General features: G+C 47.2%; 29 protein-coding genes. All 29 read right to left on the bottom strand.

What is annotated here, in order from left to right:
- Positions 1-78 precede the first annotated feature (78 nt).
- On the bottom strand, positions 79-393 hold the full coding sequence (gene nuoK, locus M3593_RS13785; protein ID WP_144479107.1) for an NADH-quinone oxidoreductase subunit NuoK: 315 nt from the start codon (positions 391-393) through the stop codon (positions 79-81).
- The gene (locus M3593_RS13790) at positions 390-914 is read right to left on the bottom strand and encodes an NADH-quinone oxidoreductase subunit J (RefSeq protein ID WP_144479109.1); all 525 of its coding nucleotides are present in this window, start codon (positions 912-914) and stop codon (positions 390-392) included. The genes nuoK and M3593_RS13790 overlap by 4 nt, the downstream gene beginning before the upstream one ends.
- On the bottom strand, positions 911-1,330 hold the full coding sequence (nuoI, locus tag M3593_RS13795; RefSeq protein WP_144479111.1) for an NADH-quinone oxidoreductase subunit NuoI: 420 nt from the start codon (positions 1,328-1,330) through the stop codon (positions 911-913). Before nuoI ends, M3593_RS13790 begins: the two co-directional genes overlap by 4 nt.
- A 48-nt stretch (positions 1,331-1,378) precedes the next feature.
- Positions 1,379-2,392: an NADH-quinone oxidoreductase subunit NuoH gene (gene nuoH, locus M3593_RS13800; protein WP_144479113.1), complete on the bottom strand. Its 1,014-nt coding sequence runs from the start codon at positions 2,390-2,392 to the stop codon at positions 1,379-1,381.
- Entirely contained in the window at positions 2,392-3,492 is a 1,101-nt protein-coding gene (locus M3593_RS13805; RefSeq protein ID WP_144479115.1) for an NADH-quinone oxidoreductase subunit D, read from the bottom strand. Before M3593_RS13805 ends, nuoH begins: the two co-directional genes overlap by 1 nt.
- A 3-nt stretch (positions 3,493-3,495) precedes the next feature.
- The gene (locus M3593_RS13810) at positions 3,496-4,893 is read right to left on the bottom strand and encodes an NADH-quinone oxidoreductase subunit C (RefSeq protein WP_144479117.1); all 1,398 of its coding nucleotides are present in this window, start codon (positions 4,891-4,893) and stop codon (positions 3,496-3,498) included.
- Between the two features lie 3 nt (positions 4,894-4,896).
- A complete protein-coding gene (locus M3593_RS13815) occupies positions 4,897-5,409 on the bottom strand; it encodes a NuoB/complex I 20 kDa subunit family protein (protein WP_144479119.1) in 513 nt (170 codons plus the stop codon).
- Entirely contained in the window at positions 5,400-5,777 is a 378-nt protein-coding gene (locus tag M3593_RS13820) for an NADH-quinone oxidoreductase subunit A (RefSeq protein ID WP_144479121.1), read from the bottom strand. The genes M3593_RS13815 and M3593_RS13820 overlap by 10 nt, the downstream gene beginning before the upstream one ends.
- Before the next feature lie 875 nt (positions 5,778-6,652).
- The gene (locus M3593_RS13825) at positions 6,653-7,060 is read right to left on the bottom strand and encodes a F0F1 ATP synthase subunit epsilon (protein WP_144479123.1); all 408 of its coding nucleotides are present in this window, start codon (positions 7,058-7,060) and stop codon (positions 6,653-6,655) included.
- 22 nt (positions 7,061-7,082) lie between these two features.
- Positions 7,083-8,495: a F0F1 ATP synthase subunit beta gene (gene atpD, locus M3593_RS13830; protein ID WP_144479125.1), complete on the bottom strand. Its 1,413-nt coding sequence runs from the start codon at positions 8,493-8,495 to the stop codon at positions 7,083-7,085.
- An 87-nt stretch (positions 8,496-8,582) separates the two neighbouring features.
- Positions 8,583-9,443 carry a F0F1 ATP synthase subunit gamma gene (locus M3593_RS13835; RefSeq protein ID WP_144479127.1) on the bottom strand — a complete coding sequence of 287 codons (861 nt, stop codon included), beginning with the start codon at positions 9,441-9,443 and terminating at the stop codon, positions 8,583-8,585.
- Positions 9,444-9,525: 82 nt separating this feature from the next.
- Complete coding sequence (gene atpA, locus M3593_RS13840) at positions 9,526-11,034, bottom strand: F0F1 ATP synthase subunit alpha (protein WP_144479129.1); 1,509 nt, start codon at positions 11,032-11,034, stop codon at positions 9,526-9,528.
- A gap of 24 nt (positions 11,035-11,058) precedes the next feature.
- Positions 11,059-11,595 (bottom strand): F0F1 ATP synthase subunit delta, encoded by a 537-nt coding sequence (locus M3593_RS13845; RefSeq protein WP_144479131.1) that lies wholly within the window; start codon positions 11,593-11,595, stop codon positions 11,059-11,061.
- Positions 11,592-12,110: a F0F1 ATP synthase subunit B gene (locus M3593_RS13850; RefSeq protein WP_144479133.1), complete on the bottom strand. Its 519-nt coding sequence runs from the start codon at positions 12,108-12,110 to the stop codon at positions 11,592-11,594. The genes M3593_RS13845 and M3593_RS13850 overlap by 4 nt, the downstream gene beginning before the upstream one ends.
- Positions 12,111-12,352: 242 nt before the next feature.
- Positions 12,353-12,565 (bottom strand): F0F1 ATP synthase subunit C, encoded by a 213-nt coding sequence (gene atpE, locus M3593_RS13855; RefSeq protein WP_023613579.1) that lies wholly within the window; start codon positions 12,563-12,565, stop codon positions 12,353-12,355.
- Between the two features lie 72 nt (positions 12,566-12,637).
- Positions 12,638-13,348 (bottom strand): F0F1 ATP synthase subunit A, encoded by a 711-nt coding sequence (gene atpB / locus M3593_RS13860; RefSeq protein ID WP_079506316.1) that lies wholly within the window; start codon positions 13,346-13,348, stop codon positions 12,638-12,640.
- A 23-nt stretch (positions 13,349-13,371) separates the two neighbouring features.
- Positions 13,372-13,743 (bottom strand): ATP synthase subunit I, encoded by a 372-nt coding sequence (locus M3593_RS13865; protein ID WP_144479135.1) that lies wholly within the window; start codon positions 13,741-13,743, stop codon positions 13,372-13,374.
- 6 nt (positions 13,744-13,749) lie between these two features.
- The gene (locus M3593_RS13870) at positions 13,750-13,971 is read right to left on the bottom strand and encodes an AtpZ/AtpI family protein (RefSeq protein ID WP_079506312.1); all 222 of its coding nucleotides are present in this window, start codon (positions 13,969-13,971) and stop codon (positions 13,750-13,752) included.
- 267 nt (positions 13,972-14,238) lie between these two features.
- Positions 14,239-16,527, bottom strand: a complete 2,289-nt coding sequence (locus M3593_RS13875) for a S8 family serine peptidase (RefSeq protein WP_285848019.1) — start codon at positions 16,525-16,527, stop codon at positions 14,239-14,241.
- A gap of 246 nt (positions 16,528-16,773) precedes the next feature.
- On the bottom strand, positions 16,774-17,916 hold the full coding sequence (gene wecB / locus M3593_RS13880; RefSeq protein ID WP_251542580.1) for a non-hydrolyzing UDP-N-acetylglucosamine 2-epimerase: 1,143 nt from the start codon (positions 17,914-17,916) through the stop codon (positions 16,774-16,776).
- Between the two features lie 12 nt (positions 17,917-17,928).
- The gene (gene upp, locus M3593_RS13885) at positions 17,929-18,558 is read right to left on the bottom strand and encodes a uracil phosphoribosyltransferase (RefSeq protein WP_144479139.1); all 630 of its coding nucleotides are present in this window, start codon (positions 18,556-18,558) and stop codon (positions 17,929-17,931) included.
- Between the two features lie 178 nt (positions 18,559-18,736).
- Positions 18,737-19,978 (bottom strand): serine hydroxymethyltransferase, encoded by a 1,242-nt coding sequence (gene glyA / locus M3593_RS13890; RefSeq protein ID WP_251542578.1) that lies wholly within the window; start codon positions 19,976-19,978, stop codon positions 18,737-18,739.
- Positions 19,979-20,116: 138 nt separating this feature from the next.
- Positions 20,117-20,689, bottom strand: a complete 573-nt coding sequence (locus M3593_RS13895) for a TIGR01440 family protein (protein ID WP_251542818.1) — start codon at positions 20,687-20,689, stop codon at positions 20,117-20,119.
- Between the two features lie 18 nt (positions 20,690-20,707).
- Positions 20,708-21,151, bottom strand: coding sequence for a ribose 5-phosphate isomerase B (rpiB, locus tag M3593_RS13900; protein ID WP_251542576.1), 444 nt, complete (start codon positions 21,149-21,151; stop codon positions 20,708-20,710).
- Between the two features lie 382 nt (positions 21,152-21,533).
- Positions 21,534-22,829 carry a methyl-accepting chemotaxis protein gene (locus M3593_RS13905; RefSeq protein WP_251542574.1) on the bottom strand — a complete coding sequence of 432 codons (1,296 nt, stop codon included), beginning with the start codon at positions 22,827-22,829 and terminating at the stop codon, positions 21,534-21,536.
- 75 nt (positions 22,830-22,904) lie between these two features.
- The gene (locus M3593_RS13910) at positions 22,905-23,342 is read right to left on the bottom strand and encodes a low molecular weight protein arginine phosphatase (protein ID WP_251542572.1); all 438 of its coding nucleotides are present in this window, start codon (positions 23,340-23,342) and stop codon (positions 22,905-22,907) included.
- 121 nt (positions 23,343-23,463) lie between these two features.
- Complete coding sequence (locus M3593_RS13915; protein WP_251542570.1) at positions 23,464-24,018, bottom strand: manganese efflux pump MntP; 555 nt, start codon at positions 24,016-24,018, stop codon at positions 23,464-23,466.
- A 132-nt stretch (positions 24,019-24,150) separates the two neighbouring features.
- Positions 24,151-25,194: an L-threonylcarbamoyladenylate synthase gene (locus M3593_RS13920; RefSeq protein ID WP_251542568.1), complete on the bottom strand. Its 1,044-nt coding sequence runs from the start codon at positions 25,192-25,194 to the stop codon at positions 24,151-24,153.
- Positions 25,195-25,336: 142 nt separating this feature from the next.
- Positions 25,337-25,780: a GNAT family N-acetyltransferase gene (locus M3593_RS13925; protein WP_144479155.1), complete on the bottom strand. Its 444-nt coding sequence runs from the start codon at positions 25,778-25,780 to the stop codon at positions 25,337-25,339.
- Between the last annotated feature and the right edge of the window lie 42 nt (positions 25,781-25,822).

A 25,822-nucleotide genomic window follows, 5' to 3' on the forward strand; every position in this document is an offset into this window, starting at 1 on the left:
GGCCCGCATCAAGCGGGGCAGTCCAGCTACTAAATATCTTCTTTTTCAAACGGCCGATGCCGCTTATGAAAAGTTCCATTAATTTTTCAACTCATTCATTTCATCGATATTGACACTTCTGCGGTTGCGGTAAAGTGAAATAAGGATCGCCAGTCCAACCGCTACTTCAGCAGCTGCCACCGCGATGGAAAACAGCGCGAACACCTGGCCGGTGATCGATGGAACTGCTCCGTATTTACTGAAGGTTACGAGATTGATATTGACCGCATTCAGCATCAGTTCGATTGAAATCAACACAATGACTGTGTTCTTTTTTGTCAGGGCACCGTACAGTCCGATGCAGAAAATAATAAGTGCAAGTGCCAGATAGGCTGAAACCGGAACAGAACTCATTCCTGATCACCCTCCTTATCGTCATCCTTGCGCGCGAGTACAATTGCGCCGACTAGCGCAGCGAGCAGGATCACGGATGTCAGTTCAAACGGGATGATGTAATGCGAGTACAGAGCGACCCCGATTTGTTCTGTATTGTTTTCGTGCAGAGTATTCGGCAATGCTTCGAAATCCAGATCGTAGATACCGAAATAGACTGCTGCGCCAAATCCGAGGACACCGAGCAGCAGCACAAGCTTGCGCAATCTTCCGCCCTTTGGCTCTTCTTCGTCGCCATGGTGGCGGGTGAGCATGATCCCGAACAGCATCATGATTGTGATGGCGCCCGAGTAGATCATGACTTGGATGACCGCCAGGAATTCAGCGGACAAGAGCACATAAATACCTGCAATACTGACGAATGTAAAGACGAGCGCTACGACCATGTGGATGACCTTGGTGAGATTCAATAAAAGCACGCCGCCGATTACCGCCACTAAAGCAAGTGACATAAACGCAAAGAATTCGCCTGTTAACGTCATGCTTTATTCACCTTCCGTATATTCTCATCATTTTCGTCAAGCCATTCCAGGTTCTTGAATAAGTCATCCCGGCTGTATTCAGCAAGTTCAAAGTTATTCGTCATGATGATCGCTTCAGTCGGGCACACTTCTGTGCACAGGTCACAGAGGATGCAAAGTTCGAAGTTGATATCATACGTATCAATGATTTTGCCTTTTTTCGTTGGATCAGGATGCTTTTTACCAGTCAAGTTAATGCATTCGGTCGGGCAAATATTGGCACATTGGTTGCAGACGATGCATTTTTCAGGATAAAACTTCTGGATTCCGCGGAACCTGTCAGGAAGCGGAATCGGTTCGTTCGGATAATCGTAAGTCACCTTTTCGCGAGTCAATTGTTTAAGGGTATAAGCTAATCCTTTAGTCCATCCTAGCACGTAATTCACCCCTTTAATGCAGGAAGCCATGCTGCTTCCATTCCTATTTTAGAAAAAATTAGTGAAAAATTCTTTGATCAATGCCGACAGGAAGATGTTTGCCAGCGCAACCGGCAAAAGCACTTTCCAGGCGAACTCCATCAATTGGTCTGCACGGATACGCGGGAACGTAGCACGGAACCAAATGAGGATATAAACCACTAAGCTGAACTTGAGCGCGAACCATACAGCTCCAGGGATGAAGCCGAGGAATGGGAGCGGCAGCCAGCCTCCAAGGAATAATACAGTGATCAAAGCAGACATTGCGAACATATACACATATTCAGCCAGCATGAACATCGCCCAGCGGAATCCGGAATACTCTGTGTGGAAACCGGCAACAAGTTCGTTCTCCGCTTCGGCAAGGTCGAATGGCACCCTGTTCAGTTCAGCGGTAGCGGCAATGAAGAACACGATGAACGCGATCGGCTGCCACAGGATGAACCAGCCGTTGTTCTGCTGTGTTTCAACGATCTCATTCAGGTTAAGGCTGCCTGATAACAGGACAATCCCCAAAACACTCATGACCAGCGGGATTTCGTAGGAAATCATCTGGGCCGCGGCACGCATACCGCCAAGCAATGAGTATTTATTGTTGGATGCCCAGCCTGCCATCAGCATCCCGACAATCGTCAGGCCTGAAATCGCTATATAATACAGGAATCCGACATTCAAGTCGGCAAATTGCAGTTTATCCGTCAGCGGGATCGTCGCCATGACCATGAAGGACGGCGCGAACGCGATGACCGGTGCGATGATGAACAGCGGCTTATCCGCTGCTTTTGGAATTAAGTCTTCTTTTACAAGAAGCTTTACAACGTCGGCAACGGATTGCAACAGCCCCCACTTACCGCCGACATGGGCTGGACCATAACGGCCCTGCATGAAACCAAGCACTTTCCTCTCTGCCAGAATCGCCATTGTTACGAATCCAAGGATTACGAACAAAAGGACGACAGCCAGGACGAAGAAGATGCTGAAATTCATAAGGCCAGCACTGGATTCGAGTAGCTCCTGAACCATTATCCGTCTACCTCCCCAAGAACGATATCAACCGCTCCTAAAATTGCAATCAGATTTGAGATGCTTTCACCTTCGAGCAGTTTAGGGAGGATTTGCAGATTATAGAAACTAGGCCTTCTGAACTTGAGGCGGTACGGCTCTTTTTTGCCATCGCTGGAAATATAGCAGCCAATTTCGCCCCGGGAGCCTTCGATCCGGACAAACGCTTCCCCTTTTGGAGCCTTGATGATCTTTGGAACCTTGGCCATGATTTCTCCCTCTTTCGGGAATTGCTGCACAGCCTGTTCAATGATTTTTAATGATTCTTCGATTTCGCCCATCCGTACATAATAGCGGGCCAGCGCATCGCCTTCGTCACGCGTGACAATATCGAAGTCGAAACGGTCATAGATTGAATACGGCTCATCCTTGCGCAAATCCCACTTGACTCCGGTTGAACGCAGGTTCGGGCCGCTCAATGAATAATTGATTGCGTCTTCCTTTGTATATGTACCGATATTCTTCGTACGATTAAGGAAGATTTCATTCCCTGATACAAGCTGGTGATAGCCCTTCAGCTGTTCCCTCAGGTATGGCACGAATTCCGCTACCTTTTCAATCCATCCTTCCGGAGCATCCCATTTGACGCCGCCTACACGCATGTAGTTGAACGTCAGACGAGCACCAGACAGTTCATTCAGCAGATTCAGGATCATCTCCCTGTCTCGGAATGCGTAAAGCAGTGGGCTTGTCGCACCAAAGTCGAGGATGAATGTTCCCCACCACAGCAGGTGGCTGGCAACCCTGTTCAGCTCCATTGCAAGTACTCTTAAGTACTCGGCGCGTTCCGGAATTTGGACGCCCATCATCGTTTCCACAGCATGGACGATGACATAGTTATTCGTCATCGCTGACACATAGTCCATCCGGTCTGTGTAAGGAATGATCTGGGTATATTGCAGATTTTCCGCTAACTTTTCAGTGCCGCGGTGCAAATAGCCGATGACCGGCTTCGCTTCTACAATGATTTCCCCGTCGATTTTGAGAACGAGGCGGAATACACCGTGTGTACTAGGGTGCTGCGGGCCCACGTTCAAGAGCATTTCTTCTGTGCGTATCACGGGCTACACCTCCACATCATACGGTTCATAGTCTTTTCTTAATGGGTGGCCGACCCAGTCTTCACCAAGCATGATGCGATGGAGGTCAGGATGGCCTTCGAATTTTATGCCAAGAAGGTCGTAGGTTTCACACTCTGGCCAGTTCGCTCCTGCCCACAGGTTCGCCAATGACTCGATGGCCGGCTGGTCACGGTCAAGCTTAACTTTCAACGCTACTGACTGTCTGTTCTTGTATGAGTACAAGTGAACATACACTTCCATATGGGTCTGGAAATCCGTTCCGTGAAGCTCTGACAGATAATCGAATCCAAGCAGTTCATTGTACTTCAGGAATTCAGCCAGGCGATAATAGGATTCTTTCTTTGCCACAAGCGTTGGGACATCCTTTGAAAGAGGGTTAATATAGGAATCTTCCAAAATGTCATCGCCAAGATTGTCGGTGATTGCTTTTACATATTTATCAAGGTAAGGCTGGTTTGGAGATGGCTTCTTCTCTTCGACAGGCTCATCTGCTCCTGCTTTCGCGCCAGCTGCTGATTTAGCCTTCGCTGCTGCTGCGGCTTTTGCCTTGGCTGCGGCAATCGCTTTCGCTTTCTCGTCGTCCGCAGAGTCTCCGCCTGCTGCCGCTTTTGCTTTTGCTGCTGCGGCCGCCTTCGCTTTCGCTACAGCTGCGGCTTTCTTCTTCGCCAGATCATCGTCACCTGCTGAAGCGTCTTCTCCTCCAGCTGCCTCCTGTGCTTTCCTTTTTGCTGCCGCTGCTGCCTTTGCCTTCGCTACGGCTGCGGCTTTCTTTTTCGCAAGGTCATCGTCATCCGTTGAAGCGTCCGCTCCACCTTCTGCCTCGGCCTGCGCCTTCCTTTTCGCTGCCGCTGCTGCCTTGGCTTTCGCTACGGCTGCGGCTTTCTTTTTCGCCAAATCATCGTCGTCTCCGGCTGGAGCATCCGCTGCTGCTGGAGTTTCTGATGCTGCTGGAGCTTCGGCGTTTTCCTCTATCTGGCCAGTCGCTTTCATCTTTGCGAGAGCGGCTGCCTTTGCTTTTGCGGCTGCAGCTGCTTTTTTCTTGGCCAAATCAGCATCCTGTCCTTCGACCGGAGCCGAAACCTCTTCTTTTGCCTCTGGAGCTTCCCCAGACTGCTCGTTGGCTTTCATTTTTGCAAGTGCAGCTGCCTTTGCGTTCGCTGCGGCTGCAGCTTTCTTTTTCGCTAGCTCGGCATCGTCACCAGCAGGTGCTTCCGCTTTTGCTTCAGTTTGTTTTTCTTCAGGTTCTGCGACTTTGTCGGCAACCTCTTTCGGGTCATTTCCTTCCCCTGCTTGTTTGGCAGCCTGACGCTGCTTTGCAAGCTCCTTCGCCTTTTGGGCTGCTTCTCTTTTTATTTGCTCTAAATCCTTTTCCCCGCTCATCGGTTAGATCACCTTCTTCCCGGTTTTCGCCTCATAACGGATTTTCTCTTTCAATTTATTAATCCCGTAAATCAATGCTGCTGGGTTCGGCGGGCATCCCGGTATGTATACATCAACCGGTACAATCTGGTCGACTCCCTTTACAACTGAGTATGATTTTACATATGGTCCACCTGCTGTCGCGCAAGAACCCATCGCGATTACCCACTTTGGTTCTGCCAGCTGGTCATACAGCCTGCGGACAGTCGGAGCCATTTTCTTCGTTACGGTACCTGAAACAATCATGACATCGGATTGACGAGGTGAGTTCCTGTAGAACGTCCCAAAACGGTCAAGGTCATAGTGAGCCGAACTGGACGCCATCATTTCAATCGCGCAGCACGCAAGACCAAAAGTCATTGGCCACATCGAGTTGCTTCTGGCCCAGCCTTTTACCTGTTCAAGAGTTGTCACGAATACATTCCTTTGGAGTTCTGCCGCTTCTGCTGGTGATAAATCATCCAATTTTAAATCCATTTTAGCACCTTCTTTTTCCATGCGTAGATGAGTCCGATTAGAAGCATTACGACGAAAATCAGCATTTCAATCAATGCGAAGATCCCCAGCTTCTCGTAGGCGACAGCCCATGGATACAAAAACGCTGTTTCTACATCAAAAATAACGAACATAAGGGCAAACACATAATAACGGACATTAAACTGGACCCGTGCATCGCTGAACGGTTCCATCCCGCTCTCGTAGGTGGTATATTTCCGCTCGTCGTTCTTGTATTTCGGCCTCAGAAGCTTAGCCGCAAACAAGGCTACGATTGGAAGCAATACCCCGAGACATAGGAACACAAAGACTATCAAATAGTTATTTTGATATAGATTCAACTGTTCCATGCCCATCCCTCCAATGTTGTAAAATTTTCATACTTTTTAAACTTGTAACCGATAACAATTATACCATTGTTACAATAGTGTGTCGACAAGGCTTTGAACAATCTGGCAACCTTCTTCCTTACACTTTTGGTAGAAAAATAGTATCTTTCTTGACCTGTTCGGAAAGCTGGAAAGAGTCGTCCCTTTCCATACTTAGTTGTCCAGAAGGCAAATTATTCTCATTGTTTTTACGTGGCTGTCTGGTGTTAATGCCGGGCCGCGTTCTGAAGGGTGCATCCTCACAGACGCGCGTTAAAAACAAGACAATCGGTTACATTTTATATTTAAAACAATTCAGGCTTGATTGTCAGTGACGTTTGTCAACATTTATGAGTTCTGTTACAGCGTTGAGTTTATGGCGAAATTGTGGACTTTTCTCCTTGCGGGAGTTTTTGGGGACCATTATTGGGGAATTGAGTGAGGAATTGATTTCTAAACGAGAATTTAACGAAGATCGAGTGTATTTTGATCTCTATCATGATTTCTTAGGATAATTTATCGGATAAACTCTGATTTATTTTTGAGTTTTATAGCCGGAATTTTATTTATATAGCGACTGTTTTATTTATATAGCGAGTTTATCGGTTATATAGCGACTTTTTCTTTTTTATAGCGACTTTCCCGATTTTTTAGCGAGTTTTTAGTTTTTATAGCGAAACGGAATCCGCTCCCAGATTTGCTAATCAATTGGATAGCTCCGCCGAAGTTCACGGCATTCAATCAATGCCAAAAAGAAGATTCTTTCACAGCACAACAGAAAGGGAACATTGTTGTCAACAAACACACCTCCATAAAAAAACACCCCCCAGCATCACCGGAGGGTGTTCATCCAAAAATTAAATTCTGCGTTCAGCAACTGAAATACGGTTTATTGCACGCTGAAGGGCAAGTTCTGCACGCTTGAAGTCGATGTTCTCCTGCTTTCTTTCATGCAGGCGCTGTTCAGCGCGTTCCTTTGCTCTTAATGCACGTTCAAGATCGATTTCAGATGATTGTTCTGCAGATTGAGCAAGGATGGTTACCTGCTCGGGACGGACCTCAAGGAAGCCGCCGCTGACTGCAATGAACTCGTAATTGCTGCCATTTTTCAAACGGACAGCGCCAATTTGTAGCGGTGCAACCATTGGAATGTGGCCTGGCAAGATTCCAAGCTCGCCTGTGCTCGCTTTTGTGCTTACCATTTCAACATCTGATTCATACACCGGCCCATCGGGAGTAACAACACTGACTTTAATCGTCTTCATTTTTTACCCTCCTGGTCCGTTATTAGACCTCTACACCCATACGTTTTGCATTCTCGATAACTTCTTCGATTCGGCCAACTAGGCGGAATGCATCTTCTGGAAGGTGGTCATATTTGCCGTCAAGGATTTCAGCGAATCCTTTAACTGTTTCTTTAACTGGCACGTAAGAACCTTTCTGTCCTGTGAACTGTTCGGCTACGTGGAAGTTTTGTGACAGGTAGAACTGGACGCGGCGAGCGCGGTGTACAGTCAGCTTATCTTCGTCAGAAAGCTCATCCATACCCAGGATCGCGATGATGTCCTGAAGTTCTCTGTAACGCTGCAATGTTTGCTGGACGCGGCGAGCTACTGAGTAGTGCTCTTCGCCAACGATTTCAGGTGTCAATGCACGTGAAGTCGAAGCAAGCGGATCCACCGCAGGGTAGATACCCATTTCAGAAAGCTTACGCTCAAGGTTCGTTGTTGCATCCAAGTGAGCGAAAGTTGTAGCCGGAGCCGGGTCAGTGTAGTCATCGGCAGGTACATAGATCGCCTGGATGGAAGTAACAGAACCTACGTTAGTAGATGTGATACGTTCCTGCAATTTACCCATTTCAGTTGCAAGGGTCGGCTGGTAACCTACCGCTGATGGCATACGGCCAAGTAGGGCAGAAACCTCAGAACCTGCTTGTGTGAAACGGAAGATGTTATCCATGAAGAAAAGAACGTCCTGTCCTTGCTCATCACGGAAATATTCAGCCATTGTCAAACCAGTCAGGGCAACACGCATACGTGCTCCTGGCGGCTCGTTCATCTGTCCGAATACCATCGCAGTTTGCTTGATAACGCCAGAATCCGTCATTTCGTGGTAAAGGTCATTACCTTCACGTGTACGCTCACCAACACCTGCGAATACGGAAATACCGCTGTGCTCTTGGGCGATGTTGTTGATCAATTCCTGGATTAATACGGTTTTACCTACACCGGCACCACCGAACAATCCAATCTTACCACCCTTGATATATGGAGCAAGAAGGTCAACTACCTTGATACCTGTTTCAAGGATTTCTACCTCAGTTGAAAGCTGTTCGAATGTTGGAGCTTCCCTGTGGATTGAATCGCGGCGTGCTTCAGCCGGTAGTGGAGCGTCAAGGTCGATTGACTCACCCAATACGTTGAATACACGTCCTAGTGTTACGTCCCCAACCGGAACGGAGATTGGAGCACCTGTATCTAATACTTCCACGCCGCGCTTAAGGCCGTCTGTGGAAGACATCGCGATTGTACGAACTGTGTCATCGCCTAAGTGAAGGGCTACTTCAAGAGTTAGTTCGATGTTCACATCCGCATCGCTGGTTACAATTTTCAAAGCGTTATAGATCTCTGGAAGATTGCCGCTTTCAAACTTAACGTCAACAACCGGACCCATAACCTGGAGAACGCGTCCTTTGTTCATCTTGTTCCCTCCTATCGTACTAGTTGAAATATATACATCATGATGGGATGCGGCATTAAGCCACATCCCCGATTGTCATTGGAAAATCTATTCGAGTGCTGCAGCTCCACCGACGATTTCGGTGATTTCCTGGGTAATCGCAGCCTGACGCGCGCGGTTGTAGCTCAAGCTGAGGGAATTGATCAGCTCTTTTGCGTTGTCCGTCGCGTTTCTCATGGCTGTCATACGAGCAGCGTGTTCACTTGCTTTGCTGTCAAGCAGTGCTCCGTAAATCAAGCTTTCTGCGTATTGCGGCAAGAGAACTTCCAGGATCTCCTCAGCGTTCGGCTCAAATTCATATGAAGTAAGCTTTGTTGAAGCAGCGCCAATATCCGTTAACGGAAGCAGCTTCTTTTCGGTTACTTCTTGAGCGATCGCGCTGATGTAATGACTGTAGTAAATATATAATTCATCAAATGTTCCATCCGAGAACATGCCAACTGTGCTGCTGGCGATATCCTGGATCTCAGAGAAGGACGGCTGGTCAGCGATGCCAACGATGTCAAGGACAACGTTCATGCCACGGCTTTGGAAAAAGTCACGGCCGACACGCCCGATCGCGATGATCGCAAACTCGTCATTTGATTTATGGCGTTGCTGGATTGTCTGGTACAGCTGGCGAAGGACGTTACTGTTGTAAGCCCCTGCTAGTCCGCGATCAGATGTAATCACTAGATATCCCGTCTTCTTGACTGGACGGCTGTTCAGCATTGGGTGGTTGGAATCCTTGCTGCCCATTGCGATTGAGGCAGTCACTTCCTGGATTTTTTCCATGTAAGGAACGAATGCTTTCGCGTTCATCACTCCACGGTTCCATTTAGCTGCGGATACCATCTCCATTGCCTTGGTAATCTGGCTCGTCTTTTTAGTCGAAGTAATACGGTTTTTTATATCGCGTAAAGATGCCATTTCGGTTCTCACCACCCTTTTACATAGATTGTTAGTCCAAGGTCAGGCAGGACCAGCATGGAAGCTGGCGCTGCTTAACTACTTATTCAGATACTGCAAACGTCTTTTTGAAAGCGTTTAGTGCAGCAGCCATATCGTCGTCTGAAGGAAGTTCCTTCGTTGAACGGATATGGTCTAACACATCTGTATGGTTGTGGTCTAACCATGAAAGGAATTCACCTTCGAAGCGGCGGATATCCTGCAATGGAATATCGTCCAGGAAGCCGCGAGTCAGTGCATATAGGATTGCAACTTGCTTTTCAACAGCAAGCGGCTTGTTAAGATCTTGTTTAAGTACTTCTACCGTACGGGCACCGCGGTTAAGTTTTGCCTGAGTTGCTTTGTCAAGGTCAGAACCGAATGATGCGAATGCTTCCAATTCACGGTATGAAGCAAGGTCAAGACGCAATGTACCAGATACCTTCTTCATCGCTTTGATTTGAGCGGATCCACCTACACGGGATACAGAAAGACCTGCGTTGATCGCTGGGCGTACGCCAGAGAAGAATAGGTCGGACTGTAAGAAGATCTGTCCGTCTGTGATTGAGATAACGTTCGTTGGAATGTAAGCAGAAACGTCGCCTGCCTGCGTTTCAATGAACGGAAGTGCTGTGATTGAACCCGCGCCTTTAGCGTCGCTCAACTTAGCAGCACGCTCTAGCAAGCGTGAGTGCAAGTAGAATACATCCCCTGGGTAAGCTTCACGGCCTGGAGGACGGCGAAGCAGCAAGGAAAGTTCACGGTATGCTGCCGCTTGTTTTGAAAGGTCATCATATACTACAAGCACATGCTTGCCATCGTACATGAAGTCTTCAGCCATTGTAACACCTGCGTACGGAGCAAGGTATAGCAATGGAGCTGGCTGGGAAGCAGATGCTGTAACAACGATAGAATAATCTAACGCGCCGTTCTTACGGAGTGTTTCAACCGCATTACGTACAGTTGATTCCTTCTGTCCGATTGCAACGTAGATACAGATCATGTCCTGGCCTTTTTGGTTAAGGATTGTATCGATCGCTACAGATGTTTTACCAGTCTGGCGGTCACCGATGATCAATTCACGCTGTCCGCGGCCGATTGGAACAAGTGCGTCGATCGCCTTGATACCAGTCTGCAATGGCTCATGAACGGATTTACGATCCATAACGCCTGGTGCAGCGTACTCGATTGGACGAGTTTTAGTTGTGTTGATTGGACCCATGCCATCCACTGGCTGTCCAAGTGGGTTTACGACGCGGCCGATAAGCTGTTCCCCAACAGGAACCTCCATGATGCGGCCCGTACGGCGTACCTCGTCGCCTTCGCGGATGTCCGTGAAAGGTCCAAGGATGATGATACCGACGTTATTTTCTTCCAGGTTTTGTGCCATACCCATAACGCCGTTTGAAAATTCAACAAGTTCTCCAGCCATGACATTGTCGAGGCCATGAGCACGGGCGATACCGTCACCAACACTGATAACTGTACCCACATCACTCACTTGAATTTCCGACTGATAATTTTCGATTTGCGATTTTATCAGCGCACTGATTTCTTCAGCTTTGATGCTCATGAGTTTCACCCCTATCTACGAATCTTAGCCTAGCAATTTACGTTCTAAACGATCGAGCTTGCCGCGCAAGCTGCCGTCAAAAATGCGGTTTCCAATGCGAAGCTTTACGCCTCCAAGCAAATTGGAATCTACAATGTTTTCAATTTGAAGTGACTGTTTGCCAACCTGTGGCGCGAACGAAGCTGAAAGAGCTTCAGCCTGCTCAGCCGAAAGTGGCTGGACACTATAGACTTTTGCTTCAGCCACACCTTTTGCATCATTTGCAAGGGCGATGAACTGGTCAGCAACGTCTGCGATCTGGTCTTCGCGGTGGCGGTCAACCAAAATCATCAAAGTGTTAAGGACATACGTGCTTACAGATCCGAATGCCTGCTTCAAAACCTCTTTCTTCTTCTCATTAGGAAGTTTCGGAGACTTTAAAAATGCAGTCAATTCCGGATTGTTCACAACAACTTCTTTTACTGTGCGAAGCTCTTCCTCAACCTGTGGGAGAGCCTGCTTTTCAGAAGCGAGTTGAAAAAGTGCCAGGGCATAGCGTTTTGCTACTGTAGAGTTGCTCATCGGGCATTACCCGCCTCTTGAATGTATTCATTGATGAGCTTTTCCTGGTCAGCTGCAGAGATTTCCTTCTCGATTACTTTAGAAGCGATCAAGACAGAAAGTGAAGCAACTTGTTCGCGGATCGCCGCAACAGCCTGCTCCTTCTGCTGTTCGATTTCAAGCTTCGCAGATTCTTTGATTCTGTCAGATTCAGTGCGTGCCAGTGCAATGATTTCATCACGCTGAAGGTCGCCCTGTTTCTTTGCATTTTCAATTAGGCCCTGTGCTTCTGTGCGTGCCTGCTTAAGCATATCACGCTGTTCTTCCAAAAGTTTTTGTGCTTCTGCACGGCTCTTTTCAGCCGCTCCGATTTCACCAGCAATATGCTCTTCACGTTCCTTCATGATGCCCATCAATGGACCCCAAGCGAACTTTTTAAGCAATGCTAACAAAACAAGGAACATAACAAGCTGGAACAAAATATCTCCAGTATTTAGGCCGGAAGCCGCTCCCAATACAAAATTCATTGTTAACACCCTCGATTCACTCCCTTCAAGAGTTGTACCATGATTAAAAAAGGTCCAACATGCGTCATCCGGCTTAGTGCCGACGCTTAGGGCCGCTCAAAATGCCTGCTTGCCCTATTTTATTTCAAACGATTGCTTGCATTCAGATCCAGGTCTGCTCCTCTCCGGGTTTAACCGTCTCGAAGCCTACATAATAGAATGGCGAAGGTTCGCGCGGAATGATCTTCGCCATCTTAAATTCTTATAATTGATTAACCACCGATTACCATGAACGCGATAACTACTGCGATGATAGGAATCGCTTCAACCAACGCAACCCCGATGAACATTGTAGTTTGAAGCATACCGCGAGCTTCTGGCTGACGAGCGATACCTTCTACTGTACGTGATACGATCAAACCGTTACCAATACCTGCACCAAGTGCTGCTAAACCAATTGCGATTGCTGCTGCTAATAGACCCATTATAAAGTTCCTCCTTTAATGTATGAAAAAATAGTTTTATAAGTTTTGTTCATTAAATGAACAGGGTATATATTAATGGTCATGACTCACTTTATGAGAGAGATAAACCATCGTTAACATAGTGAAGATAAACGCCTGGATTGCTCCGACGAAAACGGAGAATCCTTGCCATACAAGCATTGGAACGGCTGCGGCCAAGTGTCCGCCTACTCCGGTTGCGAGGCTGGCTGCAAGAAGACCCAACAAGATCTCACCTGCGTAAATGTTACCGTAAAGACGAAGACCAAGAGTGAGCGTATTCGCGAACTCTTCAATGATCTTGATCGGGAACATGAACCAAAATGGCTTAAAGAATTCCTTGCCATATTCGGCAGTGCCCTTAAGCTTGACGCCATAATAATGGGAAAGCCCTACCACCATGACTGCAAGAGTCAGTGTGATGACCGGGTCAGCTGTCGGTGATTTCCACCATAGTTCATTGTCGACAACGACAGAGAACGGCAGTCCCAGCATATTGGAAACAAACACATACATCAGCAGTGTGATCCCAAGGACGTGAAATCTTCCCCCGTCCTTCCAGTCCATCGTGCTGTTGATGATTCCCTTGACGAAATCCATAACCCATTCCATGAAGTTCTGCATTCCTGTCGGTTTCATCGCAAGCCTGCGAGTGGAAAGAACGGCAATGATGAATACGATTGCGGTAGCTACTGTAATCATCAGCAAATTTGCTAAGTTAAAAGTAAGCCCAAATATTTCTTTTAATGGAGCTTCATGATGCATCAATTATTCACCTCTCTTCCCCGCTATTTACGTGATTGAAAAGTCTGGACAAAAAAATCTATCATAATGACAATATAAGCTGTCATTAATCCCAAAACCGTAAATACAAGGTTTATGCGATCCGGATATTCCATCGCAATGATTACGGCAAGCGCACCGGTCGCAAGTCTCGACATCGAGCCAAGTGAGCGAACCTTCTTCCCCTGTACCACCGAATCCCCGAAGGTGTTCATTTTCCTCGCAAGCAGCCATAAATTAAAAAGGCTCAGGCTTGTACCAAAAATCAATCCGGCAAAAACAGATTGATAGGTTGTAAACCCATATCCAAGTACATATAAGGACAATAATGTAAATATGTATTTTCGCTGGCGAGTAAACATATCCTTAATTTCCATTGGTGGCTAGTCTCCTGAAAAGAAGTGTTGGATGAGGCGAAGCATGGCATACACACCTGCCGCCAGTCCGATCAGCAATCCGAATATTAAGAAAAGCGGCTCTGTACCAAGGGTACGGTCAAGCCATCTTCCGGAAAAAATGCCAATTAAAATGGAGCCTACCAATTGAGATAGTATAGCGGACATGAGTGCCATCGCTTGTAAAGGGTGGCGGTTGTTTCGGCGCATAAAAACGCATCCTCACTATAGAGAATGGACATTCAGGGGAGTGAGAAATATTTTTGCAAAAACAATATTTTCACATAAAAAAAAGCTTGCATATCAACATTGAAAACCTTATCATTTTATGCCCTTTGTAAGCATACAATAGGCAAATGTCAATGTCAATCAATTGGGGTGAAAAAATTCACAAAGTTTTCACTGTGAATATATACCATCAACCCTATATCAGTATTATATTATTATAACAGAAAAAAACAGGACCGGAGTAAAGTTTCACCTTTTTCCGGTCCTGTTTTCAATAGAAGTTTTATCGATATAAATCATCGTTTCGATCATGCTCTCGCGCCCAGCTTTCTTCGCGAATACCTTTGCCAGATACACTCCGTCCTCCGGCAATTTTTCAAGCGGTATCTCTTTGCCGGCCATCCCTTTTTTCAGCTTTCTTCCCCAATCGAGAAAACCAACGAACCGAAACTGATCAGGATCGAAGAGGGCGATACCAAACTCGTCGGCTCCCCCGGGGAGATAAACTTCATATCGATAGGCTGTCCCAGAGTCGGCTGGAGCGAAACCGAAGCCCATTACCCGCGGATAATCCGGCTCTTCGAGGACATACAGATAGGGTATGCGGATCTTATTTTTTCCGTCATCCATCACAAGGCTGCCGTCATTGATTTTGTCATCGAGCATCTCCGGGGTAACCTTCATCGCCACTGCGACATCTTTACTTTCACCTGGTTTGAGTGTAAAACTCAGCGGCAGCTCCCATGCAATCCCTTTTTGTTTTTTCGGTATCGAGAAGGAGTAGGACTTTGTGGCGGAGCCCGTATTTTTCACTTTCAGTCGAGCGCTATGCCGATGCATGTTATCTGCAAGCTGAAATTTCCCAAATTGCAGCGATCCAGGAATCACGAGGCTCTCTGTTTCGATTGCAGCTTCTGTCTGGATCCGTCCTGCCCCCTGCTCGAATGTCCGGTATGTTTTTCCGGACTGATCCTGGATTTCCTTGGCAGTGTTCATGATCGCCGACTTGATTTCAGCAGGATTCCAATCCGGGTGCGCTTGCTTGATGAGAGCCGCAGCACCGGCGATATGGGGCGATGCCATGCTCGTTCCCTGAAGCGGCAGGTATCCTCCGGGAATCGTGCTGTTAATCGCGACCCCTGGCGCTACGATATCCGGTTTGATTTCCCAGGTGACCGTCACCGGGCCGCGCGAACTGAAGTCTGCCAGGATATCTTTTTCTTCTATTAAATGGATGCGAATCATCATCGAATTGTTTTTCAGTTGCTTTTTCAAAGCCAGCCCAGTTTTCTTGCTGATTGCAGCTACAGGGATCGGCAGGGTCTCTTCAAGGTTTCCGAAGAATGTACCATCCGTATTGTTGTAGATGATGACACCAATCGCGCCTGCTTCGAAGGCATTCTTTGCTTTTTCGGTAAAAGTAAGCTTGCCCCGCTCTACGAGGACTAGCTTATCACTAACATCTTTCATCTCTTCTTTGGTTCCCAGTCCTGCAAACACCAGGTTCTCACTCTGGGTAATCTTCCAATTGTCCGAACCCTGTAAAAGCTCGAGCCTGATTTCTTCCGTGTTGCCTGTAGCGGTGATGTACGGTATCTGCATCGGTGGAGTGGAAGCGCCCACCGATATCGCTTTTGAAGCGGTCCCTGGCGACCCGACTGTCCAGCGGTTAGGACCTGAATTACCCGAAGACGTAACAGCGACGATCCCCGCATCTACCGCTTTGTTAAGCGCAAGGCTGATCGGCAGATCAGGACCATTTACATCATTTCCAAGTGATAGGTTCAGGATGTCCACCTTATCCTTGATCGCTTCATCTATCGCCGCAATCACCTGCTCGGTCGTTCCGCTTCCGCCCGGACCAAGCGCCCTGTAGGCAACAATTTTCGCTTCAGGTGCCATGCCTCTCATTCTCCCGTTTGCTGCGATGACACCGGCCACATGCGTACCATGAAGCGTGCTTTTGAATCCCATACCCTTCGTTTCCATCGGATCATCATCGCCATCTACGAGGTCATGGCCTCCGGCAAAACTTCTCCTTAAGTCAGGATGCTCGTAATCGATTCCCGTATCGATCACCCCGATGGTAATCCCCTTTCCCGTCAAATGGTTTCCCTTTTCATCAAGCAGCCCATGGACCGCTTCCGTTCCTATTAATTCAAAGTTATCAATGAAGCTGGGGCTGGATTGATAGTGCTGAGGCTGGTGAAGTGATGAATTCTCCACTCTGTATGTGTTTACTTCAGAAACAAGTTTTACATTTTCTATCCCTTCCAGCTGTTTCAGTTCAGAAGCTGGCCCCTGTACAGAATATCCATTGATCGCATGTGTGAACACACGTCGAAGCTTCGTATTTTTAAGGTTTTTCAGCGTATTTTTGATTTGCTGTTCCTCCACCGGCTGCTCCGTCATTACGATGGCGATTTTTTCAGCCTGGGGATCTTCACGCGGAATCTGCGGATGCTGCAATTTTTGTGGCTGGAAGGCGGTAAGGATGACTAATGAAAGGAAAAAGAAGAAAATGCTACGGATTTTCATGAAATACAGCCCTCCCTTTTTAGCTTAGCCTGTCATTTTAGGGAGAATAGTATTCAGATTACATTTTTTCCGCGAAAACTGCGGGGAATTCCGCGAAAGCGATGTTGTTTCCCGCGAAAAATTGGATAATTCCGCGAAATCTTGATGGTATTCCGCGAACTAGAATTATTCTAAATCTACAAACAAAAAAATTCGACTCTGCAATATCATAAAAAAACACCCCTAAAAGAGGTGTCTAGGTATAGCTTATTTATATTGCTCCGGACGAGTTTCTGTTCTATTAAAGTAAAAACGGATTGCTTCGCAGATTCTTTCGGATGCGCGTCCGTCTCCGTACGGATTTGAGGCTTTGGCCATTTTTTCATAGGCTTCGCGGTCTGTGAGCAATTCAGTAGCCATATCATAAATTGGCTGCTCTTCGTTCCCTGCAAGCTTCAATGTACCTGCTTCAATCCCCTCCGGACGCTCTGTCGTATCACGGAGAACAAGAACTGGCACACCGAGAGAAGGTGCTTCTTCCTGCACTCCGCCTGAGTCGGTCAGGATCAGATAGGCGCGTGATGCGAAGTTATGGAAATCAATGACATCAAGCGGCTCAATCAGATGGATGCGCGGATCGTTTCCTAGCACTTCATCAGCAAGCTCACGGACCACAGGGTTAAGATGGACTGGATATACCACTTGTACGTCCTTCTGCTCATCGACAATCCTTTTGATGGCACGGAACATATTGCGCATTGGCTCACCTAGGTTTTCTCGGCGGTGCGCCGTCATCAGGATCAAACGGTCATTGCCTAGCCTGTCGAGCACCTCATGATGATAAGCATCTTTCACCGTTGTTTTCAATGCATCGATAGCTGTGTTGCCAGTTACGAAGATATTTTCTTCCAGCTTGTTTTCCTGCAATAGGTTGGCAGCTGACTTAGAAGTCGGGGAAAAATGCAGGTCTGCCATGACGCCTGTCAGCTGACGGTTCATTTCCTCAGGGAACGGGGAATATTTATTCCACGTTCTCAATCCGGCCTCGACATGGCCAACGACAATCTGATTATAGTAAGCCGCGAGACTTGCCACAAAAGTGGTTGTCGTATCACCGTGGACCAGGACGATATCCGGCTTCACTTCTTTCATGACTTTATCCAGGCCTTCAAGACCGCGGGTCGTCACATCAATCAAAGTCTGGCGATCCATCATGATGTTCAAGTCATGGTCTGGCGTGATATTGAAAATGTTCAGAACCTGGTCAAGCATTTGACGGTGCTGGGCAGTGACTGTAACAATCGATTCAAATTGTTCAGGATGTTTCTGCAGTTCAAGGACAAGCGGAGCCATTTTAATCGCTTCCGGGCGTGTCCCAAAGATAGTCATTACTTTAATAGGCTGATTCATATTAAACACTCCTTACTTCGTCCCAAATAAACGATCTCCTGCATCTCCAAGGCCAGGTACGATGTATCCGTGGTCGTTCAGCTTTTCATCGAGCGCGGCGATATAGATATCGACGTCAGGATGGGCTTCTTTTACCGCTTCGACGCCTTCTGGGGCTGCAATCAAACACATGAATTTGATGTGCTTGGCGCCGCGATTTTTAAGAGAGTTGATCGCTTCAACAGCAGATCCTCCTGTCGCAAGCATTGGGTCAACGACGATGAAGTCGCGCTCTTCGACGTCGCTTGGAAGCTTCACATAATATTCAACCGGCTTCAATGTTTGCGGATCACGGTAAAGACCGATATGTCCTACCTTCGCTGCCGGGATTAACTTCAGGATGCCGTCAACCATTCCGATACCTGCACGCAGAATCGGGATGATGCCGAGCTTCTTGCCTGAAAGTACTTTCGATTTTGTCTTTTCGACTGGTGTTTCAATTTCAATTTCCTCAAGCGGCATGTCACGCGTGATTTCGAACGCCATCAGCGTTGCGACTTCGTCTACAAGCTCGCGGAATTCCTTTGTGCCTGTGCTTTTTTCGCGGATATAAGTAAGTTTATGCTGGATCAATGGATGGTCAAATACGTATACTTTTGCCATGATTATCGCTCCTTTTAAAGGTAAATGAGTTGTGAACACCGTCTGTTATATGTAAGATCTGCTGAATCACACTTCGTTTAATTTTACAGAAAAACCTCTTTACAAGCAACCGCAATAGCGTAATGATTTTTCCCTGAAAAAGCGGCCCTCATTCATGATGGGCCGCCGGGGTGTTATTTTATCTCTCAGGGTATAATTCGAACTTGCTTGTCAGGTCTTCGACGCGTTTGCGCGCTTCTGCCAGTTTTGCTTCATCTTCATGATTTTTCAGGGTGAACGCGATCAATGAAGCAATCTCGTCCATCTCTTCATGTCCGAAGCCGCGGCTTGTGACGGCGGCTGTACCGATACGGATTCCGCTTGTGACGAATGGGCTTTCCGGATCGAATGGGATCGTATTTTTATTGACAGTGATGCCGATTTCATCCAGGACCTTTTCCGCTACCTTTCCAGTCAGGCCAAGTGAGCGCAGATCAACCAACAGCAAATGATTGTCTGTACCGCCCGATACAAGATCGATTCCTTCTTTGTTCAAGCCTTCTGCAAGGCGGTTGGCATTGGAGATGATATTCTGGGCGTATTCTTTGAAAGAATCCTCCAGCGCTTCGCCAAACGCAACTGCTTTGGCAGCAATGACATGCATAAGCGGGCCGCCCTGGATGCCAGGGAAAATGGACTTGTCGATTTTCTTCGCGAATTCTTCTTTGCAAAGAATCATCCCGCCGCGCGGTCCGCGAAGGGTTTTATGGGTAGTCGTCGTGACAAAATCAGCATATGGAACCGGATTCTGGTGCAGGCCTGCTGCAACCAAACCGGCGATATGCGCCATATCGACCATCAAATAGGCGCCGACTTCATCCGCGATTTCACGGAAACGCTTGAAATCAATCGCTCTTGGGTATGCACTCGCACCGGCAACGATCATCTTCGGCTTATGTTCACGCGCTTTTTCAAGGACAACATCATAATCGATGACTTGAGTTTCCTCGTCGACACCGTACTCGACGAAATTATACTGGACACCACTGAAGTTAACCGGGCTGCCATGAGTCAAGTGACCGCCGTGGGAAAGATTCATCCCGAGGACGGTATCGCCCTGTTCAAGAACGGTAAAATAAACCGCCATATTCGCCTGGGCGCCTGAGTGAGGCTGGACGTTCACGTGCTCTGCGCCAAAGATTTCCTTCGCGCGGTCGCGGGCGATATTTTCGACAACATCGACATGCTCGCATCCGCCATAATAGCGGCGGCCTGGATAACCTTCCGCATATTTATTTGTCAGTACAGATCCCTGCGCTTCCATGACTGCCTCGCTGACAAAGTTCTCAGATGCAATCAATTCGATTTTCGTACGCTGACGCTTCAATTCATCCTGCATTGCTGCGAATAACTGGCTATCCTGCTGTGACAAGTGCTTCACGTAAGTTCCCCCTCTTGATATGTATTATCTGGTTTCGTTATTAGAAAATTCATTCTTATTTTAGCCGATATTATGATGAAAGAAAAGGATGACGCCAGAAAAAACAGAACCATTGAACAGGTTCTGCTTCTTCATCAATCAACATGATTCATTTTCGTTTGTTCGTTCGTAAACTGCTCGGGCGCCCCCGATCAGCTTCGGCCTTGTTTTCGCCAGCGTCACATGGGCATGTCCGACGCTTTTCTGCTGCACTCTGACTGGCACGGCGACATGCTTCATTTGCATGCCAATCAATGTATCGCCAATATCGATGCCGGCGTCTGCCTTGATGAATTCCACCACAACAGGGTTGTCGAGGTGTTGGTAGGCATGCGCGGCCATTGCCCCGCCTGCATTCCTCACCGGGATCACCGTCACTTCATCCAGCTGCTTTCTCTCCGCCGTATCCCGTTCGACGACGATTGCGCGGTTCAAATGCTCACAGCATTGGAACGCCAGCTGGACGCCTGTTTGATTCTGTAGTTCGCGGAGCTGCCTGAAGACCATTGCCGCGACCTCGTCCGTACCCGCTGTACCAATCCGCTGGCCGATGATTTCACTCGTGCTGCAGCCGACAACCAATACCTGGCCTTTTTTCAGTTGTACCTGTTCGTTAAAATCGGTAAGAATGGAGTTCAATTCTGCTTCCCATTGTTGAATAGACAGTGTCAGCGCCTCCTTTTAAAAATCTTACTGCTTGTTTTCATACTCCTTGATTTTGCCTACACGGTTTTCGTGGCGGCCGCCTTCGTACTCCTCTGTAAGCCATACAGCTGCAATCTCCCGCGCAAGCCCAGGTCCGATGACACGCTCTCCCATCGCGAGCATATTGCTGTCATTGTGCTGGCGAGTTGCTTTCGCACTGAATACATCATGCACCAGCGCACAGCGAATGCCCTTCACCTTGTTCGCAGCGATGCTCATGCCAATGCCTGTACCGCAAATCAAGATTCCCTTATCAAACTCTCCGTTCGCCACCTTTTCCGCAACCGGGAGCGCATAGTCTGGATAGTCAACAGAAGTTCCGCACTCACAGCCGAAATCTTCATACTGAATATTCATTCCATCCATCAAATTCTTAATTTCTTCGCGGATATTGACTCCGCCATGGTCTGAAGCAATTGCAACCTTCATTTGTAAAATCCTCCTATGTATTCCCGCTTGCGGGGCGATTAAATCTACTGATATTTTCTCATATTCGCTCTGGATTATAAAGAAAACGGTATTTTTGTATTGATATTCATTACTAATATTTGTTTAGAAAAAGATTTTATAGCGAGTTTTACTTTTATATAGCGACTTTTTGCTTTTTATAGCGAGTTTCATTTTTATTTAGCGACTTTTTGCTTTTTATAGCGAGTTTCATTTTTATATGGCGACTTTTCGTTTTTTATAGCGAGTTTTTAATTTATATAGCGACTTTCTCATTTTTATAGCGACTTGGAAATTCAGCGCCATTTTTTCCAACTCAAAAAAAGAAAACCACAGCATCTTCCAGCTGTGGTCCAACAATTATTTACAACGAAAACTTCGTAATCGTGCTTTTTAGTTTTCCGGCCTGGTTTTGCAGTTCTACCGCCAACTCTTCTACATCTGAAATGACTTCCGCCTGCTGTTCGGCAGCTGTGGCCACGCTCAATGCTCCGGCAGAAGTTTCTTCCGCAATCGCGGCCATTTCCTGCGATTGATTGGATGTGTGCTGGATGGTTTTCATTTGCGTTTCGACAAGTGCGGTAATTGCGTGGATCACGTCTGCCATCTCGTGGATGGTTTTCGTCATTTCTTCAATCACCTGGTTTGTCTTCTCGCCTTTCTTCGCTTCACCATTCGCCGTCTCGACCTGTCTGCTGATCTGGCCGACGACGTTCTGGACCTCAGACTGGATGTTTTGGATCAAGCCTGATATTCCCTGGACAGCATCCGCGCTCTGGTCGGCAAGCTTCCTCACTTCTTCGGCGACAACCGCGAAGCCTTTGCCATGCTCTCCGGCACGCGCTGCTTCAATCGATGCATTAAGCGCGAGCAAATTCGTCTGTGCAGCGATATCGCCAACAAGCTGGATGATCTGCTCCACTTTTGTCGCGTTTTCTTCTAATCGTTTGACCGTGCCAAGCGATTCGCGGTTATCATTCGCAAGCCTTTCAATCCCTGAAATCAATGAATGGATGGCATCCTTTGATTCCTGGAGATCTTTAACCATTTCCACGGAGATCGATTCAGATGCTCGCGCTTTTTCCTGGACGTCTTCTGCGATCCGGATGACTTCATCAACCGATTCCGCCGTCGTTTGCGTAGATAGCGCCGAAGAATCAGCTCCAGCCGCAATTTCCTTGATCGTCGTTGAAATGATCGACGCCTGCTCGGAGGCTGCTGCTGATTGGCCGGAAATGCGGATTACTTTTTCATTTGTTTCATTGAAATTCGCATCAATCTGGCTGACCATCTCACGCAGGTTTGACAGCATGTTATTGAAGGCCATTCCCAAAGAGCGGATTTCGTCATCCGATTTCGAGACTTCGACATCCTCGCCAATCTCACCCTGTGCCGCCTTCAAAGCCGATTGTTCCAGCTTTTGCAACGGCTTGATAATAAGACCGGCAGCCATATACGCGAGCAGCCCGGACCAGAAGATACCGAGACCTAGAACTGCGGCAGTATAAACGACCGAATTAATGCCAATGAACTTTTGAACAAAAGGATAAAGGAAATAAATAAAGAATGCACTTGTTGAATACGTGATGATCGCTAACACGGTCGTCAGTATGACCATTTTCTTTCGCAATCCCATTTTGTAGCTTCGTTTTGAACCCACTGACAATCCCCCTGAAAAAATGAATTTGCATCGTTCCACTTTTCGAATCGCTACGAAAAGTTTTTCTCAAGGGTATTATCGGATTTTATCGATGATTCTTTCGATACTTTTTTGAATTTCTTGAAAAGCTTTCCGATAAATTTGCTCATCCCCGCCATACGGGTCGGCCACATCTCGGCTTCCGCTTTCCCCCGCAAATTCTTTTAATGTAAAAGTTTTCTCAGCCGCGTCTGGATATTGGCTAAGAATCAGCCCTTTATGGCTACCGGTCATCGTCAGGACCACTGTCGCCCAATCAATCATATCCTTTGTCAATGTCGAGGAAAGATGCTCATGGCTTATTTCGTTTTCCTCAAGCACGATTTTTGCGTTGACCGAAGCATCCGCGCCGTTCGAAGCATACACTCCCGCTGATTTCACTTCGACGCCGGGCAGCTGCTTGCTTTTTAAAATCGCTTCCGCCATTGGGCTTCGGCAAGTATTTCCGGTACAGACAAATAAAACGCGCGCCATGCGTTTCCCTCCTGTGTTGAACTTTTCTCCATTATAAGACAATCTTAAAGCATTTTCATTTTTGCCATTTGGAAACGCGCGAAAAAAATACACCCGCATCACAACAGGTGCACAAAAAAGTCTATATTGGCAGAAGCAATTTCAGCCCGAATGCGAGCAAAATGCTTCCTCCCAATGCTTCGCTGTATGTACCAAGCCAACCCTGCACTCTTTTCCCGACCAGCAGGCCTGCCCATGTCAGGACCATCGCTGCGACTCCAAAGCAAATCAGTACTAGCAGTGTCCTCGCGCCATAGATTCCCAGTGTGAGGCCGACAGAAAAACTATCAAGGCTGACAGATAGGGCAAAAATCATTAAACCCTTGCCAACCGGAGTAATCAGGCTTGTCTCCTCTTCCTTGAAGCTTGCCCAGATCATCTGGACACCGAGCACAATCAGCAGCAGGCCGCCAATATATCCTGCTATCGCCCCGAATTGCTGCGATAAAAATCTTCCTGCCACCATTCCAAGCAGCGGCATCCACACATGGAACAAGCCAATCGTGACGCCAATTTTAAAAATATGCCTTTTCGTCAGCCTGAACATGCCCATTCCGAGACCTACGGAAAATGCATCCATTCCCAATGCGAATGCCATCAACATCAGTGTGAATAATTCGCCGGCTATTGCTGCCATGTCTTCGCCCCCTCGGACTTGCTAATTCAGCATATGCACGTCCAAAAAGATTTAGAAGCACGGAATTGGGAGTTTAAAACTCATGGCGGCCGCAACAGCAAAAAAGCGCTTCAGGGCTGAAGCGCTTTTCTTCTATTTGTTGATAATCGGCAGACCAGAGGCCTTTGATAAGCGATTCATGATCGCCTGGCCGACACCCTGATCAGGGAAGATTTCGCCGAAAATGATATCGAGGTCTTCCTGGTTGAATGCCCGGAGTGTATCATAGAGAGCTTCCGCGACAGTTTCAAGACGGGCTCTTTCGCCGCATGCTATCACGACATTCGCATCATAAAATCCCTTGTTTTCCTTCGTGGTCATCACGCCGACTCTCTGGCCTTCGTTCCGCTTTTCATTCACCAGCTGCTGGATTTCTTCTTTTAATCCATCAACGAGATAAAAAGGGGAATTAGGCGCGTAATGGCGGTATTTCATCCCAGGTGCTTTCGGCGCCTGCCCTTCATCCGTTAACGCAGGGTCTGCCGAAATTTTGCCAATTACTTCTTCCAGCTGCTCCTTCGTTACACCGCCAGGCCTTAAAATCACAGGGACTTCACTGGTGCAATCGACCACCGTCGATTCAAGGCCAACTCCGGTTGCACCGCCATCAACAATCCCGGAAATTCTGCCGGTCAGATCGTCAGCAACATGAGCAGCCGTCGTCGGGCTTGGCTTACCTGACAGATTCGCACTTGGTGCCGCAAGTGGAAGGCCTGTTTCCTCGATGAGCGCCAGGGCAACTGGATGGTCAGGCATCCTGACTGCGACTGTGGATAACCCGGCAGTTGCCTTTTCAGAAAGAGCGCCTGCCTTCTTTTCGAGGATGATCGTCAGCGGGCCTGGCCAGAAAGCATCCATTAAACGCAATGCCTGTTCAGGGATTTCTTTTACAAAAGAATGAATTTGTTCACGATTGGCAATATGGATGATCAACGGGTTATCCCCAGGTCTTCCTTTTGCTTCGAAAATTTTCGATACGGCTTCATCGCTTTCTGCGTTACCTCCGAGTCCATAAACCGTTTCTGTCGGAAAAGCGACGACTTCATTTTGCTTCAGTTTTTGTGCAGCTTCCATGATTTGTGGATATGTTTTTAAATTATCCACATTCTTATCCACTGTCCACATTTTTGTTTGCATGTACATCCACCTTTTACTTCTCGCTATACTAGTCTATTTCTATGAAAGTATAAAAGAAGAATTAGCAGAACTCAAGTTTTTATCCACAAATTGTGGATACTTTTAATGAAACAGTGGATAACTTTGTGGATTAATCCACAATTCACAGAATTATTTTCATAATCGCGGAGTTATCCACAGTTAAAACTTGTTTAAGATGATTTTTTTCAAGAAGAGAATCAGGAATTTCGGATTGGTTCACCATTTCAAAACCAATGCTCCCAAAAAAAGAGACAGCACTCATCTTGTTGGTGACGAGATAAAGCTCCTCCAGCTCCTGGCTTTTCGCCGTCAGGAATGCTCTTTTGAAAAGAAGCATCAAATCAGGCTGGGCAATTTGCGGAGAGACGACGAAGGAACGCAATAAACCCGCCTTGTCCACAGGTTCTACACCAAGACATGCCTTAAGTTCCCCTTCCTGATTCTCCATTAAAGAAAAGTTTTCAATCGATTCTGCCAAACCTTCCGGGCTTACACCTGCCTCTGTCAAAAAAGCATCTAGCTTAGGCAGGTCCTCTTTATTTGCACTTCTGATTTTCCATGTCATATCTTTCACCTCGAGATTTAGATTCTACTAAATTGATATGAT

Origin of the sequence: Mesobacillus sp. MER 48 (assembly GCF_023714225.1) — a bacterium.
Taxonomy (GTDB): domain Bacteria; phylum Bacillota; class Bacilli; order Bacillales; family Cytobacillaceae; genus Mesobacillus; species Mesobacillus oceanisediminis_A.